Source organism: Methanococcoides burtonii DSM 6242 (assembly GCF_000013725.1).
Lineage (GTDB): Archaea > Halobacteriota > Methanosarcinia > Methanosarcinales > Methanosarcinaceae > Methanococcoides > Methanococcoides burtonii.
This window is the reverse complement of sequence record NC_007955.1, coordinates 375,022-391,299: the sequence shown is the minus strand read 5'-3', so window position 1 is coordinate 391,299 and position 16,278 is coordinate 375,022. Positions and strand designations below refer to the sequence as shown.

General features: G+C 34.8%; 12 protein-coding genes and 2 pseudogenes. 7 read left to right on the top strand and 7 right to left on the bottom strand.

The features are described from left to right. Nucleotides 1–642: 642 nt before the first annotated feature. Both MBUR_RS02075 and MBUR_RS14600 read right to left on the bottom strand, forming a co-directional pair. Nucleotides 643–1,107, bottom strand: a pseudogene (locus tag MBUR_RS02075) (sodium:solute symporter family protein); the annotation flags it as partial. A gap of 3 nt (nucleotides 1,108–1,110) precedes the next feature. After that, nucleotides 1,111–1,230: a symporter small accessory protein gene (locus MBUR_RS14600; RefSeq protein WP_332244237.1), complete on the bottom strand. Its 120-nt coding sequence runs from the start codon at nucleotides 1,228–1,230 to the stop codon at nucleotides 1,111–1,113. 572 nt (nucleotides 1,231–1,802) lie between these two features. Between MBUR_RS14600 and MBUR_RS02070 the strand changes: the two are divergent. Both MBUR_RS02070 and MBUR_RS02060 read left to right on the top strand, forming a co-directional pair. After that, nucleotides 1,803–3,031 (top strand): annotated as a pseudogene (locus MBUR_RS02070) (ISL3 family transposase). Between the two features lie 373 nt (nucleotides 3,032–3,404). Beyond that, nucleotides 3,405–4,007: a carboxymuconolactone decarboxylase family protein gene (locus MBUR_RS02060; RefSeq protein ID WP_011498558.1), complete on the top strand. Its 603-nt coding sequence runs from the start codon at nucleotides 3,405–3,407 to the stop codon at nucleotides 4,005–4,007. Between the two features lie 126 nt (nucleotides 4,008–4,133). Here MBUR_RS02060 and MBUR_RS02055 read toward each other — a convergent pair whose 3' ends face one another. Further along, the gene (locus MBUR_RS02055) at nucleotides 4,134–5,255 is read right to left on the bottom strand and encodes an ISNCY-like element ISMbu11 family transposase (protein WP_048063158.1); all 1,122 of its coding nucleotides are present in this window, start codon (nucleotides 5,253–5,255) and stop codon (nucleotides 4,134–4,136) included. 308 nt (nucleotides 5,256–5,563) lie between these two features. Between MBUR_RS02055 and MBUR_RS02050 the strand changes: the two genes are divergently transcribed. Continuing rightward, on the top strand, nucleotides 5,564–5,857 hold the full coding sequence (locus tag MBUR_RS02050) for a hypothetical protein (protein WP_011498556.1): 294 nt from the start codon (nucleotides 5,564–5,566) through the stop codon (nucleotides 5,855–5,857). A 328-nt stretch (nucleotides 5,858–6,185) separates the two neighbouring features. On the opposite strand, the gene MBUR_RS14705 is transcribed toward MBUR_RS02050, so the two are convergent. Further along, nucleotides 6,186–6,407, bottom strand: a complete 222-nt coding sequence (locus MBUR_RS14705) for a KTSC domain-containing protein (protein WP_394295784.1) — start codon at nucleotides 6,405–6,407, stop codon at nucleotides 6,186–6,188. Nucleotides 6,408–6,920: 513 nt separating this feature from the next. Here MBUR_RS14705 and MBUR_RS02040 point away from each other — a divergent pair. Continuing rightward, nucleotides 6,921–7,133, top strand: coding sequence for a hypothetical protein (locus MBUR_RS02040; RefSeq protein ID WP_048063156.1), 213 nt, complete (start codon nucleotides 6,921–6,923; stop codon nucleotides 7,131–7,133). A 59-nt stretch (nucleotides 7,134–7,192) separates the two neighbouring features. Next, nucleotides 7,193–8,362, top strand: coding sequence for an IS66 family transposase (gene tnpC / locus MBUR_RS02035; protein WP_011498555.1), 1,170 nt, complete (start codon nucleotides 7,193–7,195; stop codon nucleotides 8,360–8,362). Between the two features lie 296 nt (nucleotides 8,363–8,658). On the opposite strand, the gene MBUR_RS12810 is transcribed toward tnpC, so the two are convergent. From MBUR_RS12810 to MBUR_RS02020, 3 genes are all read right to left on the bottom strand, one after another. After that, entirely contained in the window at nucleotides 8,659–9,969 is a 1,311-nt protein-coding gene (locus tag MBUR_RS12810) for a PAS domain-containing sensor histidine kinase (RefSeq protein WP_011498554.1), read from the bottom strand. Nucleotides 9,970–9,984: 15 nt separating this feature from the next. Further along, nucleotides 9,985–12,465: a chemotaxis protein CheB gene (locus tag MBUR_RS02025; protein WP_157196621.1), complete on the bottom strand. Its 2,481-nt coding sequence runs from the start codon at nucleotides 12,463–12,465 to the stop codon at nucleotides 9,985–9,987. A 267-nt stretch (nucleotides 12,466–12,732) separates the two neighbouring features. After that, a complete protein-coding gene (locus tag MBUR_RS02020; protein ID WP_011498552.1) occupies nucleotides 12,733–13,674 on the bottom strand; it encodes an IS5-like element ISMbu1 family transposase in 942 nt (313 codons plus the stop codon). A gap of 452 nt (nucleotides 13,675–14,126) precedes the next feature. Here MBUR_RS02020 and MBUR_RS02010 point away from each other — a divergent pair, with 452 nt between their 5' ends. Next, a complete protein-coding gene (locus MBUR_RS02010) occupies nucleotides 14,127–15,188 on the top strand; it encodes a glycosyltransferase family 2 protein (RefSeq protein ID WP_011498551.1) in 1,062 nt (353 codons plus the stop codon). A 284-nt stretch (nucleotides 15,189–15,472) separates the two neighbouring features. Continuing rightward, nucleotides 15,473–16,237, top strand: a complete 765-nt coding sequence (locus tag MBUR_RS02005; RefSeq protein WP_011498550.1) for a GTPase — start codon at nucleotides 15,473–15,475, stop codon at nucleotides 16,235–16,237. Nucleotides 16,238–16,278: the final 41 nt, after the last annotated feature.

Genomic DNA, 16,278 nt, shown 5'->3' with positions numbered 1-16,278 from the left:
GAATATATAACCAAGACTACTTCTTGTAGCTATAGGTGATGCTGAATATTTGGTGTCAGTCATACTATACTCTAAATTTGTCCATGCTTCTTGGATATCTTCATTTTCAAGTATGGTATTTTTCTCCACATTATCCAATGGTTTAGCATTAGTTATATCTATTACATTCTTTGAAAAACGATCAACTAAAATGGTTTTTTCGGATTTATCTCTACTGTCCACCATTTCATATTTATCATAATAGAATGTTGCACCCGCATAGATCGGTGTGCTTTTTTCGATAGATAAACGATTTTCGGATGCATAATCAGTTACAAGACTTTGTGTTCCATCTTTAATATCTGAATCCATGTGTGGCAATTTGCCCTTTGAAAATTCAAGTATTGGATAATTGTCCTTTGTTGCAGAAACTAAAATATATTCCTGGTATCTATCATTCTTAACCACATTAAAGGTATATGCAGTTATGTCCCCGTTAAAATTGTAGTACGTAGTTTCATGTTCTACTGACGAACCTTCCCAACAAGCAAGTTCAGGGAATGTATTTGCCAATTCCATAGTATAGAATGATGCAATTTTAGTCCCATCTTCTATATTTAATGCGGTATCAGTTGTTCCTGCAAAAGCAATATTTGACATGCATAATGCGGTTTCCATGAACCTTGCACCGCCAATAAGGACGATACCGGCATAAAGAGGCATAAAAAGAGCAATGAGAGCACCAGAATAGCCTTGAATGAAACGAGACTGGAAACGCCTTCCGATAAGTTCAGGGAAAGTTACAGCACCAAGGTTCAAACCTATCCTTCTGGTCCTTGCACCAAATACCACGAACGCTATAAAGATACCCACAAAGATATTCATGAACACAAGCCAGAGAGTTCCAAGACCAAGTGTTCCCGTCACTCCTCCAAACCCGATTATAGCCGCTGTACTGATGAAAGCAGCACCATAGGAAAGAGCAAGAATATAAGGATTTACCTTCCTTCCGGCAAGCATGTAGTCTTCTACATCCTTCGTCCTTTTGTAAGCCAACCAGCCACAGTAAAATACTGCGAGAAGATATACAAGAACGAAGATACCAAGTGTTGAAGTATTTACCGCCACTTATTACCACTCCTCGCTTTCCTCTTCATTCCACTTCAAAGGACCATAGACCATACATCCCAATGCACTAACAATGCACAATATAGATGCCAACCAGATTTGAGGATTATCAATTCCTAACATAGTTATCACTTGCCATTTTTTTGCCTGGTATATGCTACCACATAACACGCACTAATGCTGACATCTGTTAACAAGTACCATACATTAATGTTTCGAAGTTATTCTTCTAAAAGGATATAATTGAATGACTTAAAAAAGACATCAATGAAAATAAAAGTACATACATGATTTAAAACGAACGGTCTCGTATTGCAAACATATCACAAAAGGAAATGGAAGTAAATAATCGTGTAAAGAACTTATATTCTAATTATAACATCATTTTTTGTTAAAAGTACAAGTTATGCAAACTTTTCTTTTTTGCCTTATAAAGATTTCTACAGAACACTGGAAAGACCAGCTCTTGATTCAAAATGATTATCCTATTTTTAATATATTTTGTGTTAATTACTGTATGATATATTATAGGCAGAAGCCTTAAATACAAACATGCCAAATTTAAAGATGGAGTGGTGTATGAGAGATATCTGAGTTTAGAATATTTCTTCTACATAATGAATAGAATAAATAAATAAGGATCTCATCAACATTGAGTGGGTAATTTAATATTCATTTCTTCCAATTCAATCAGTATGGAAGATAAAGAACTCCTTCAAATTGCACTCGGATTGTCATCGCCTTGGTTTGTAAAAGATATTGATCTTAATACTTCCAAAAAAAGAATGGATATTTACCTTGATTTTACCAAGGGAACGAAGTTCCCTTGTCCCATTTGTAACAAATTGAGTGAATTGCATGATACTAAAGAAAAGGTATGGAGACATCTCGATTTCTTCCATCATGAAACATATCTTCATACAAGAGTGCCACGAACAAAATGCAATGAACACGGTGTAAAGCTTGTAAATGTTCCCTGGACAAGACTAAATACTGGATTTACTCTTTTCTTAGAAGCCTTATTTGTTGCATGTCCAAAAAAATGACAGTGTCTGCTATTGCTGATATGGTAAATGGTCATGAAGATTCATTATGGAGAATTCTTAGTCATTATGTTAAGGAATCAATGGTGAAAACGGATCTATCGAATCTTGATATAATTGGAGTGGATGAGATTTCTGTCAAGAAAGGTCACAGTTATGTGACTTTGTTCTATGATTTGAATAAAGATAGGGTAATCCATATTGAAAATGGAAAGAGAAAGGATGGGTTTAGGAAATTTAGAGATTTCCTATCTACAAAAACAAATCCTGATAACATAAAATACATATCAATGGATATGTCTCCTGCTTTCAAAGGTGGAGCAAAAGAATATTTCCCGAATGCGAAGGTTGTTTTTGATAAGTATCGTGAAGACGTTGGTAAATTCCATATTGTTAAAATGATGAATGATGCTATCGATAAAGTTAGAAGAAGTGAATATCAATCGAATAAAGAACTTGGTAAAACAAGATTCATGTGGTTGAAGAATCCAGAAAATTTAACTGATAGAGAAATTATTAAAATAAAATCCATCAAAGATTTAGATACTAAGACTGCTAAAGCTTACAAGTTCAAACTTGCATTAAAACGATTCTGGGAAATCAAAAACATAAGAGTTGCAAGGGAATATCTGGAAAAATGGTACTACTGGGGAACTCATAGTAATATTAAAGAGATCATTACATTGGCAAAGATGATAAAAAGAAATTCGTATGGAATTTTGGAATCAATTAAAGGAGATAACAGTAATGGGGTTGTCGAAGGATTGAACAACAAGATCAAGACAGCTTTCAAGAGATCATATGGATTGAAGACTGAAATGTATAGGAATACAATGATATTCTTGATGGCGGGGAAATTGAAATTACCCACACGATCTTAAAGAGAATCTCTATTTATTGAAATAGGGATGTTGTCCAGAAGTGGTGGTAGATCAGTTTTGATACAGTGAGCAGGTGTTAATTCTAGTCGTGATAACATGGAGAGGGCATATTAATGGTATATAAATGTGCCGAGTGGTGTTGATTTAGTGGATTATGCCAAAATTAGAGAACTACTGAAATTAATGAACAAACGAACTACAGAAAGGGAGTGTTTTATCATAATCTATACTGAACCGATTACTGTTGAGGAACTAATTCAGCGCATCGAGAAGAGAAACAATCTTGGTATGGACATAGGTATTTTAATCTAATATATGTACTATACATGTAAAAAAACAACCACCTAATACTTAATGTTAGGAGTGTAAAGATATGAAAGATAATTTTGGAAGGAAATTGTACTCATTAGGAGAATTTTATAAAATAACTTATCTAGCCTTTTTTTCAACCTATGATCTTCTATATGCTAAGAAAAATGAGCTTTTAAGCCAGCATTTCCTTGAGCGTATTATGCTTGCTGTAACAGAGGTAAACGGATGTGAAGTATGTTCATATGCGCATACAAAGATGGCACTTGAAGCAGGTATGTCAAATGAAGAGATTCAAAGTATGCTCGCAGGAATAAGTGATGATGTACCTGAAGAAGAAATGTCTGCAGTCGTATTTGGTCAGCATTACGCTGATTCTAGAGGATATCCTTCTAAAGAATCCTGGGAACGAATTATAGAAATCTATGGACTTCGAGAAGCAAAAGGCATTCTTGCGTCGATAAGAATTATGATGCTTGGAAACGCAGCTGGAATCCCTTGGGGTTCTTTCGTTAATAGATTTAAAGGAAAACCAGATAATAGAAGCAGTTTGCCATATGAGATTGGTATGATTCTATGCACTATAATTTATCTGCCTATAGCTCTTATACATGCGCTTTTAGCAAAATTATTTAATAGGTCCACTATTAAGTTTAAAATTGTATAAATAAATCAATTTTTAAGTGTAGTATATGGAGATAGTATATTTCTATTTTTGCTAAAATTGATTTGTCATATTTGAGATTATCAAATTAGCTCATAAATCCTCCCATTCTAATTTGATGACATTACCTCATACATAATTTGCAAATGAGTTCGTTTCTTTAACTCCATTTTGCAAATTTGTAGCTACAAGCAATTGATATGCAACGAAATTCATAACTGAATACAGTTTCTTACTGCTATTTTTCATTCCTCTGATGTCGAACTTTACAGTCCACTTAATATGATTGTGTACTCGTTCACATTCACCCCTGTGCGAATAATCTTCATCGAATCCATCATCTTTGATATTCTTGTTTCGCAAGTGCATACCTACCTGTTTTTCTCTTCCATTTTCATAGAGGAAATGAAGTTTTTCTTCATATTTCATATGAATAGATCCACCAAGTTTCCACATTTTGTTAACCCAGTGATCAATTCTTTCCATCATTCCCTCGTATTGAACTTTAGAATCCGAAGAGTATGCAATCACTGGTTTTGCATTCAACTTATACCAGATATCTGCATGATTCCTGAATGAATCATAACCTCCATCCAATGCATAAGTGTCAATGTCAACTCCCATTTCTACCAATGCATCAATATGTTTCTTCAATTCAGGAGAATCGTGAGAAGCACCTTTTGTATGAGTCATGTAGATTGGAAGTGGTCCAATCATGGTGATGTGAGCTTTGTCCATCTTACAATTATAATGCGGATTGTAATCTGCATACTTGTCATATCTTGATGCTTCAAGTGGAGTTGAATCTGTTTTCGCATCTCTAATCTTTGTATTTTTAGAGATATTCTTTCCAATTTTGAACATTACTTCATCGAGTCCAGTTTTTCCAAGTCTGTATTTTACAAAATGATGCAGTGTTGCAGGGGATGGAAGATTCATAATGCCGTTATTGTCTTCAAAAGAAAGAAGCTGCGCTTCTTCTTTTGTTAAGGTCGATATTGTTTTCTCAAATGAGAGGTTTCTATAACATTTCACAACGATGAGCTTTATCATTGACGAAACCTTATACCGAAAGTGCCAGTCCTTATCGGCATAATAGCTACTTTCAACATAAGAAGCAATGTCATCGATATCTAAGAAATACAAAAATTGGCATATTGATGCATTATCTGTGTTCAGATAGTTAGCAATTGAATCTCTGGTACAGATTCCGTCCGAAACATCGTAATAATATTTCATGGGCTGGCACATTTTCTGCTATATAAATGCAATGCATAAGCTATGCCCAGAGTGGTGCCAGTAGTCTTGAAAAAAGAGTTACGCTTTTAAAGCGAAAAGCTAATTTGATAATCTCGATGATAAAGCAATTTAATTCAAAATAAAGTATTAAATGATTTATTTTGCCTGAATGTATACATAAAAGTTTTCATGAAATAAAGTATGTTTATATTTTCCCCTGATAATATGGAAATTGCAGTTTCAGGCCGGATGTACCACCAGATAAACAAGAAGCTAGAACCTTGAGATATGCAAATAGGAATATAATATGAGGTAAAATAATGAAAATAAGAACATTTAGTGTGATTGCTGTGACATTCATGTTGGTCAGTCTTTTAGCAGTATCTGCCATAGCTGCAGGCCAGGAAAGGGGAGCAGGCATGAATTCTTTCATAGGTGCAGATGTCGATGGTCGATGTAACAATTTCATAGATGGTGACGGTGTATGTGATAACTTCATAGACGAAGATGGTGATGGTATCAATGACAACTCCCTTGGACTTGGACATGGATCTAGAGATGGCAACGGAGACAAGAAGCAAAAAAGAAAAGGAGACAGGACGTGTATTGAGTAAGGACACAATGAAATAAGTGAGACAAAAAACCGCATCGAACAATTAAAAGTCGGGTTCAATCAATAATCTGGACCTCTATATAGCCTATTTTTGATCGAATAAACATAACTAAGTTTATTATGATCCTCGAACTGAACATATTAAGTAATGGATCTGTAGAATTCTTTTTCCGAATTTCAAGTTTGACAAAAAAGATAAAATGTTAAATTTAAACGACTTCCGGTTAAATTTAAGCTAAAAATGAAAATAAAAGTCAACAATAGAACAACTATTAAGTTTGATATTTCTATATTAGGAATGTGAAAATTAAGTAACCTTCACGATTAAATTATTTTTTGATGCAACTGTGTTTGTACTTATATATCTTGTTTTTCAAAAATCTTCCTTTTGAAGAAGCATTCATTAGCCGATTATAAAGCTTAAGAGGAACCCCATGGTAGTGATAAATAGAACTTTTGTTGAACTCTACTTCCAATATACAAGCATCTTCATCATATCCTATTGATTTTATATTTGAGGATCTAACAGATTTTCTTTCCAAAAATATCACCTCCCTTGTTAAAAAAAATACATCAATATTTTTAGATCGTACCACTCATTTTCCTTCCTATTATTTACATTTAGTGCACAATTGCAAATCTCTAATATTTGACACTTTTGGAAGGAATGTAAAACATTAATACTTGTATAGATTTGTGGTTTCAAATCCAATTCCCCACATAGTAAGCAGGGGATATAGGTAAGTCTATTTTTTTGTACTGGGTGGTGTAAACCTTTTGCACAAACAACTTTTAAATTTAAAAATATATTATTAAGCTTTTATACTAAAATAAATGTTTTAATTAATACGACGTTACAATAATAGATCATGTTATTTTCGGCTCTGTAGAAATCCTATCAAAATCCACATACATAGATTAGAATTGAGATTATAATCAAATATCGTGCAATACATTAGATAACATTTGTAAATCAGATTATTGTTCGAATATTGAGGATTTATACAGAGCCTAATTTTCATATCTGTTATAAGTGAAAGAACAAAGTTAATGAAATTGACATCATGGATGATATGAATTTGAAGATTTTATTGGAGCTCTATTCTAAAAATGAATATAATGTAAAGCAAACATCACTTTCAGGAGCTCAAAGAGCTGATTTAATTTTAGTAAAAGATAGAATAAAAGTAACTATTCAGCCACCTTTGCGTGCTAAAATCCCCCCACCTCAATCTATTTCATCTTCTGACATGGATTTTTACGAAAAAAGCAAGTAGTAGCATTCTATTTAAGTTCACACCCAAAAAATCAATTGGTTTTGCCAAACAGGAGGTGAATGAACACGAAACGCAAAGAAATCCTAGCAGTTTATGAACAAGGTCCCGAAGCAGTTGTCACTCTTGTCACTACATTGTACGACATCATTGCTGAACAACAAAGGATCATAGAACTACAAGCTGCCAGAATAACCGAACTCGAAGAACGAGTTAAAAAGTTGGAAGAGCAACTCAAAAAAAACAGCCGAAACAGCAGTAAACCACCTTCAACTGATGTTTTTATTAATGAGAAACCAAAAACAAAAAGCAGACGAAAAAAGAGTGGAAAGAAACCAGGTGGTCAGAAAGACCATCCTGGAACTACTCTCAGAATGGTAGATGTTCCTGACGAAGTTATAATTCACAAAGTACACAAATGTAGCAATTGTGAGAGATCGCTTGAAGATTTCGAACAGCAGATCAAGAACTTCTTAATAGAATCTCCTGTGATAAATTGTGATGAAACTGGTATGAGGATAGAAGGAAAACGACAGTGGTTACATGTTGCTTCTACAAACAAAATGACATGTTATTATCCTCATCAAAAAAGAGGCTCTGAAGCAATGAATGCGATGGGAATCTTACCAAATTTCAATGGTACAGTAGTTCATTATTTCTGGAAATCATATTACAAATATGATTGTGATCATTCGATCTGTAATGCTCATCTATTGCGAGAATTAACAAGTGTAAGCGAGAACGATAATCAATTGTGGTCAAAAGCTATGAATATTCTACTTATTGATGTCAAAAAGTCAGTTGACCAGATCCGAAAAATGTCTGGTTGTATGAAACCAGAGAGAATTAAAGAGTTTGAAGATTGGTACGGCCAGATTATTCATATTGGGATAGAAGAAAATCCTCAACTTCAAGCCAAATCAAAGAAGCGAGGAAGAACTAAACAAACCACAGCAAAAAATCTGCTGGATCGGTTTATTGGTTATAAAAATGATATTCTCAGGTTTATGCATGATCTAAAAGTTCCATTTGAGAATAATCTTGCAGAAAGGGATGTGAGAATGATGAAAGTACAGCAGAAGATATCAGGTACATTCCGAAGTATGCAAGGAGCATTAATTTTCTCGCGGGTAAGAAGTTACATTTCTACTGTTAAGAAGAATCAGGTTCCTGTGATGGATGCAATTCGAAATGCAATTGCTGGAATGCCATTTATTCCAACAATTGTTTGAGCTTCTAATCTTTTTGTGTAAAGGTTGGTAATACAGGATTGACTCTAGGTAGGCTGAATAGTTACGAATAAAATTGTATTCAAACAAAAATAAATGCATCATAAATTTCAAATCTGCTGTACGAGAAGTTGTTGTATCCAAAACATATTTTGTATAAAGGTGGAAGTTATATCCCACATTACGGCCATCAATTTGTTTTTTAAACTGCCTGTTTTTATTTATTTTTTGTCAACAAAACATTATCATAGGCATGATTGATGCATATGTACGAGTCCATATAACATTCAAAGCAAAAGTCAAACGTTTTTTGCAATTATAGGAATTTTAATGTTAAACGTAGTTCCTACTCCTAATTCGCTTTTTACCCAAATTTGTCCCTTGTGCATTTCAACATACTTTTTGGCAATGGAAAGGCCAAGCCCTGTTCCCTCGTATTGTTTAGTAAGGAGCATATCTGCCTGATTAAAAGGTTCAAAAATTCTGTCGTAATTATATTTAGCTATACCGATTCCATTATCGGAAATTGATATATTTATATTTTCTTCATCCACACCCACAGTTAACATTATTTTGCCACACGCGGGAGTAAATTTTATAGAATTATTCAAAAGATTCAAAAGAATTTGTTTTATTTTTGTCCTATCAGCATGTACCCCTATGTTTTTATGCTTTAACGTCATCTCCAACTCAATTGATTTTTTATTGGCAAAGGGAGCTAAAGATTCAACAACTTCATGAATCAACAGATTCAGTTTAAATAACTCAGGTTCAAATCGGGCTTCACCTGATTCTATTTTTGAAATGTCGAGAACATCGTTAATCAGTGCTAAGAGATGTTTACCACTAATCTCTACATTAGAGCAATATTTGAGTTGGTTCTCAGTTAAATTATTCTCATTGTTTTCTTTTAGTATGTGAGAGAATCCTATAATCGAATTAAGAGGAGTTCTCAACTCGTGACTAACATTTCCTATAAAATTAGATTTTATTCTGCTAGCATTTTCCAGTATATCTTTACTCTTTAACAATGAAATTTCTGCCATCTTACGATCAGATATGTCCGTAATAGCAAGCAATAGAAGTTTCGAAGAGTTTAAATTTAATGAAGAAGTTAATGCAACACTGTCTTCTATTCTTCCTGTTAATTCACAATAAATAAGCCCTACATTTTTGTTGAAACGAATCTCCATTTTCTTGTTAGTAGGATTTTCAAAAAATGCACGATATCGGCTTAAAAATATTTGTTTATCAAGATCATAAATAAAATCGGATAAGCCCTTAAATAAAACTTTATCTATCTCCTTAAAAATCATCTTAGAAAATGTTTCATTCATTCTGATTATCGATGCATTCACATCTAACAAAACATATCCAACTGGAATTTTATTAAATAATGTGAAATATGCCTCTTTTTGTGCAAGTAACTCGATTTGAGATGTTTTTAGCTCTTCGTTTTGTATTTCAAGTTCAATTTGGTGTATTCTTAATTCTTCTACAATTTCTATGATATCGTTTTTTGTAAACGATTCAAAGCGTGCATAGTTATCTAAAGGAGTTAGTTTTTTTGATGCAGATTTCCTTAATCTTTCTAGATCATTTTCTAACATCTTACCACCATATTTTTATTTGCAAGTCTTGTCAAGAGCAGTAATCATAACTCCCGAATAGTTGTTTTGTCCGATATCATAAGGAATTATCTTTAATTCAAATTCTATTCCATCTTTTGTTTTAACTTCTATTTCTTGAGATTTTATAGTTTTGTGAACCTGTACGAATTTATTTACTAGATCTTCAACAGTCGTTTTATTTTTTAGGTTATAGATAGATTTGCCAATATCACTGTTATCAAGAGCAAATAAATTATCCATTGGTGCTGTAAATTTTCTAACATTTAAATTTTCATCGAGGAAAAGCGTACCAATCTGTACAGTTGAAAGAAGATTTTTAAAATCATTGTTAAGTTCTGTCAATTCAATTATTTTTAATTGATATTCTGAATTTACATTATGCAATTCTTCGTTTGTACTTTGAAGCTCTTCGTTGCTGGCAAGCAATTCCTCATTAGTTGACTGTAACTCTTCGTTTGAAGTTTCAAGTTCTTCAATAGCTGCATGAAGTGTCTCTTTGGTAAGCAGTAGGTCTTGTTCAAGATCATTTATGTGCTGTTTCGTTTCCCTACCAATATCATATTCTAAATTAACGTCGTTGAAATTGTTACCCTTGTCAGAGTTAATCTCTTCAAAGAAAACTGCAGCGAGTGCTTCTTCACCAAATTTATGGGGAAGAAGTTTCAGATTCAACTTTATGTACTGAGTATTATTTTTCGATTTAAAGTGTATATTGTTATAGCTCAAGTCTTCTTCATTTTGGAATACTTTTTTAAGGCCTGTTGACAGAGGAATTATTAGTTCCTTAGGTACCATTTTAGTTATGTTATATTCCAATTTGCCAGCTGGTAATTTGAAGTAATCTTCAGAGTTGCCTACCAAATACCGGAGAGTCATATCACTTCCGACAACAGCAGTTAAAGGTAAATATTTATCCGGCAGGATTGATAATAACCTTTTAATAAGTTTGTCTTCTTGCATATAAGAAGAGTCTTTATATATATTTATAGAAACTTGTTTTTCTTTATCCGGAAACGTGATTGTTTTTGCATACATCCTTTTTGCATCAATTTGTTTTGTACGTCCTTTTGAACTATAGATTTTCCATTTGCTACTTAAGGTTTCAAAGTACTCGACAAGTGCTCCGGACGTCTCACATGATCCCAAAAAAAGTATACCTTTTTTCTTTAATGAATAATTTAAAAGATCAAGAACTTTTGTTTGAAGTACAGGTTGCATATAGATAAGCATGTTACGGCAAGTGATCATATCTATATTGTTAAATGGTGGATCTTTTATTATATCATGTTGTGCAAATATAACCATTTGCCTGATATCTCTCGAAATCTGGAAACCTGAGTCCTTTGGAACAAAATATTTCGATAGCCTTTCACTAGAGATGTTACCAAGTATACTTTTCGGAAAAAAACCAACGGAAGCACTATTTATGGCTTCTTGATTAATATCAGTTGCGAATATTTTAACATTAAAGTAGTTATTCAACTTGTCCATCAATTCTTTTAGTACAATTGCAACGCTATATGCTTCCTCACCTGTAGAACACCCCACGACCCATAGTCGAAGATTTTTGTCCTTTTTTTCAGAAAACAAAATAGGTAGCCATTTATTCTGTAACTCGTCAAAAGCACTTTCATCACGGAAAAAGCTTGTAACACCTATCAAAATCTCTTTGTGAAGAACCGTTGCTTCACTTGGATTATTTTGTAAGATCATAATATAATCTTTTAAGTTGGTAACCTGATTCATTATCATTCTACGCTCTATTCTTCTTAAGATCGTATTTGATCGATATTCACTAAAGTCGAAATTATTTCTATTACGGAGTATAGATAAAATAATATCGAATTCATTTGGAGATATTAATAATAAATCCTCATGATTATTATTAGTTACAGGTGGATGGTCTATAAATGAAATTAATTGTGATGGCATTTGTGCTGGTGTAAGTATAAAATCAACAAGCTCTGTGGATATTGCATTTTCTGGCATTCCACTTAACTTTGCTGATTCTGGATTTTGTACTATTACAATTCCACCATTCTCTTTGATGTGATGAATACCAAGAGAGCCATCGCTCCCTGTTCCTGATAAAATTATAGCTATAGCTTTTTCAGCCTGGTCTTGTGCAAGAGAACGAAACAATATATCGACAGGATAATTTGGCAGAGTACTGCTACTTTGTTCGATTAAAAGTCTTTGATTAAATATTGATAGGTTCTTTTTGGGTGGGATTAAGTATACCTTATTAGGTTCAACTAGCATTCCTTCTTCTGCACGAAGAACTTCCATTTGCGTATGTTTTGAAAGGATCTCTACCATTAAGCTCTTGTAGTCCGGTGAAAGGTGTTGAACTACAATAAATGCCATTCCGGAATTGTGAGGCATGTTCTCAAAAAACTCTGCAATCGCCTCAAGTCCACCAGCAGAAGCCCCAATGCCAACAATGTGAAATGTCATATTATTATCGCCTTCCAAATTTAACTTTTAGAATTTTGTAGAATGCATTATATCGTTATTGAGAAAGTACAGAAAATCTTCTCAAAAAATACTTAGTAAAAACATTAATAATAACATATGTACTACATTGATAATAATGTTTGTACTACAGAGAATTGCGATTAACTGCTGATTTTTTTCAAAGCAAATTTTTCCAGCTAAAATTTTGAGCTTTTCTCTCTATTTCCAGCAGTTTGCTAGTATCTATTTATATACTTTCCAACTTTTTTGAATAGCTACCGCTATTCATCCTAATGATTTTCTTCTTATTGTCCTCAATTGATAGAGATTATAGCTGAATGCTGTAATCGCCATTTTGACATTTACTCTTGCCAACGTTGTTACTCTTACAAATCCTGACGTAAACACATTTTTGATAACAGCATAAGGTCTTTCTCCCTTTGCTCTTTTCCTGCTTATTCTTTTGTTTCTCATCTTATCCCTAATACCAATAGGATGACCTCGCACGCCCCTTTGCATAGTTGCATCATATCCTTTTGAAATTGCACCAAAGTAACCTCTATCTCTGTAAACAACTTCGCCTTCTTCAGAAAGATCCACCTGACTATCATGAACTGAGGCAGTAGTTGTCCTATATCTCCTTATCAGATCATATTCGGTATCTTCAATGGTATGTAGTTTATATCCAAAATGTGACTTAGATGCCTTTTTTGTCCATGTACCGTCCTTACATCTTCTGGTCTTTGCTTCATTTCCACGAGGAGTATCAAGATTTGCATGTCCTGGATCAGCATGTATAAATGTTGCATCCTGAATCATACCTTGTTTGATCCTCAAACCTTTCTTATCAAGTTGTCTTTGCATTTCATTCCAGATTTCATCTTCTTTTCCTGATTGAGCAATTCGTTCTCTAAATGCCCAAACAGTAGTATGATCTGGAATTTTTGCAGGAAAGCCCAAGAATTTCCTAAAGGAAATTCTGTCAGTAGCTTGTCTTTCAAGTTCAGGGTCAGATAGTCCATGCCATTGTTGCAATACTAACATTTTGAGCATGACGATTTCATCAACGTTTGGTCTGCCACCGAACTCTGTTTTATTGATATACATCTCTGCTATAATTGGACGAAATGGTTTCCAATCGATGAGAGATTCAATTTCAGAGAGCTTGTCACCGAGATTTTCAAGACGTTTGTACTCTTCTTTAAAAGCAAAGTTTGTTAAGGACATAATACAAAATTATTGTAATATATTATAAATATTGCGTCTGTTTCCGAGGTTTATCGGAATTCTCTACACTAATATTTTTTGCACAAATAACTTAGAGTTAGTCAACAGTAATACTATAATATCCTTATATATTCTCCTTATGTTATTTCCTTCCTGACGGCTCCATTTAGTGATTATATTCGAGTCTTTACCACACACTGGACATGTGGCAAATGGATTTTCTTTCTCATCAACGATACAGGGGATCTTTAAATAATCATAATCTGTAAGAGATACCTGGTACTTTGGACAAATGTAAGTCATAGTTTTCACTCCTAAGGTTTACATTTCATTCAATTTTGTCATCTAAGAATAAATCCAAAAAAACAAAAACAATTATACTTCATCACCTTATAAATCACCGTAAATATTATTAGTATTCAAACAAATTAAATATCAGGGGATACATAATTTTGAAACTAACAATGGTCATTCCCAGTTACTGGGGAAGAGAAAGTAGCATAGGCTGGCTTGAAGGTGATGCTGTATATGATCATGCCACGCCTTTAGACTCTGAGGGTACGCTTGGGAGAGCTATCGAGAGTCTGGTAATACTTGAAGATACGGATTTTGAACTGGTGGTGCTGGTGGCTCCAAATAATATGGAGATCGCGGAACAGGTCGAGCAGAAGGTAAGGGATGTCATCAGATCCTCTTCGAATGCCGATGTCAGGGTTCACATGTTCGGGCCATCGCATCTGGAAAAGTTGCATGAGGTCCTGAAAAAGGATGGCATGGGGGAATACTGTGATCTGCTTTCACTCACAGGATATTCCAACATAAGGAACATGTGCCTTTTTGTTCCTCACATAATGGGTTCAGATGTCGCACTCCTTATCGATGACGATGAGGTCTTCGAAGACCCGCAATTCATATCCAAGGCAAAGGAATTCATAGGGAAATACCATGAGGGCAGGTTCATCAATGCGGTTGCAGGGTACTATCTCCAGCCTAACGGGGATTATCATGTCGAAGTTCCTGAAAATCCCTGGACTAAATACTGGGATAAGAATATCTGCATGAACGAAGCTTTTGATGAGATCATAGACACATCTCCAAGGCTCAAGGAGACTCCTTTCGTCTTTGGCGGGAATATGGTGATTCATCGGGACCTGTTCATGAAAGTTCCTTTCGACCCGATGGTTTCACGGGGTGAGGACATCGATTATCTTATCAATGCAAGAATGTTCGGGCATTCCTTCCTCCTTGACAATGAGCTTGCCATCAAGCACCTGCCTCCTGCCAAATCCCATCCAACGTGGAAAAGGGTGAGGGAAGACATTTACAGATTTGTCTATGAGCGGGCAAAGCTCATGAGCCAGAAAGAGACCGATGGAATGATCATGCTGTCTGCGGAAGATCTGAGCTGTTATCCTGGAAGTTTCCTTGGTGACGATCTTGAAGAAAAGATTGGTAAATCCTGTCGTTTGCTGTCTGAAGAATATCTGAGTAAAGGTGATAGTGTTGGAAGCTAGGAAGCTCTCAGGAACATAGAGCTTGTAATTACTGATGCAATTCCTGACATTGATCCCTTTGAGCACCTATGTAAATTACAAAAGAGGTGGAATGAATTGATGCTATACTCGGCTGACAAGAACGTTTCTATCTTTGTTTTGTGAGATGAGATTGTGAGGTGTGGGGATTGAAGTGTGATCAAGCGGTATGATGTGAGGTCATATCTACCATTTGCTACTCCAAAAGCAGGATAATTCCTGAACCTCTCAACACATCCTTATAGGCTCATGTTGTAAAACATGTAATGGCAAGTTACAAGTTGATGGTAAAGGATGTCATAAAGCAGGCCGATATCCTTCTTGAGGTCGTGGATGCTCGTTTTCCGGATGAGACTAGAAACCTTGAGGTCGAACGTGATGTTAAACGTTCGGGTAAGCCACTGATAATAGTTCTCAGCAAATGTGATCTTGTATCAAAGGAAACTCTTCAGAAAGCCAAATCCCGATTATCAAAGGTTGCACCAACGGTCTTTGTTTCCAGTAAGGAACGGTATGGTACGACCATGTTGAGGCATAAGATCCTTGAGATCGCTGACATTCAGGGGCGAAATATTTTGATCGGTTCCCTCGGTTACCCAAACACCGGAAAATCTTCGGTCATCAATGGAGTGGCCGGAAAGAACAAAGCAGGTACGTCTTCAATATCCGGACACACAAAGGGAGTGCAAATTGTGAAGGCCGGTTCCCGAATAGTTTTCATTGATACGCCTGGTGTCATACCTTTTGGTGATAACGATGAGTACAGGCAGGGTCTTCTTGGAGTTAAAGATGCCACTCACCTGAATGATCCCATAGGAGTGGCCATGAAGATCATTGCACACATCTGTGATAATAATAAGTCTGTACTTGAAGAGTTCTACAATATAGAGATAAAGGAAAATAATCCCGAAAAGGTCTTAGAGCTCATAGGTCTGAAGGGAAATTGCCTTAAAAAGGGTGGGGAAGTGGACGAAATGAGGATCGCTATTAAGATCATCAATGATTGGCAAAGAGGGAAGATGCTGATATAAGTTACTTATGTAACTTATCGATCGGATCAATTCGTTGGTCT

What these genes read in the sequence shown, in the direction of transcription:
- MBUR_RS02040 (WP_048063156.1), top strand. Translation starts at nt 6,921, where the DNA reads ATGGATGATATGAATTTGAAGATTTTATTGGAGCTCTATTCTAAAAAT.
- tnpC (WP_011498555.1), top strand. Translation starts at nt 7,193, where the DNA reads ATGAACACGAAACGCAAAGAAATCCTAGCAGTTTATGAACAAGGTCCC.
- MBUR_RS02055 (WP_048063158.1), bottom strand. Translation starts at nt 5,255, where the DNA reads ATGTGCCAGCCCATGAAATATTATTACGATGTTTCGGACGGAATCTGT.
- MBUR_RS02060 (WP_011498558.1), top strand. Translation starts at nt 3,405, where the DNA reads ATGAAAGATAATTTTGGAAGGAAATTGTACTCATTAGGAGAATTTTAT.
- MBUR_RS02050 (WP_011498556.1), top strand. Translation starts at nt 5,564, where the DNA reads ATGAAAATAAGAACATTTAGTGTGATTGCTGTGACATTCATGTTGGTC.
- MBUR_RS14600 (WP_332244237.1), bottom strand. Translation starts at nt 1,230, where the DNA reads ATGTTAGGAATTGATAATCCTCAAATCTGGTTGGCATCTATATTGTGC.
- MBUR_RS12810 (WP_011498554.1), bottom strand. Translation starts at nt 9,969, where the DNA reads ATGTTAGAAAATGATCTAGAAAGATTAAGGAAATCTGCATCAAAAAAA.
- MBUR_RS02020 (WP_011498552.1), bottom strand. Translation starts at nt 13,674, where the DNA reads ATGTCCTTAACAAACTTTGCTTTTAAAGAAGAGTACAAACGTCTTGAA.
- MBUR_RS02005 (WP_011498550.1), top strand. Translation starts at nt 15,473, where the DNA reads ATGGCAAGTTACAAGTTGATGGTAAAGGATGTCATAAAGCAGGCCGAT.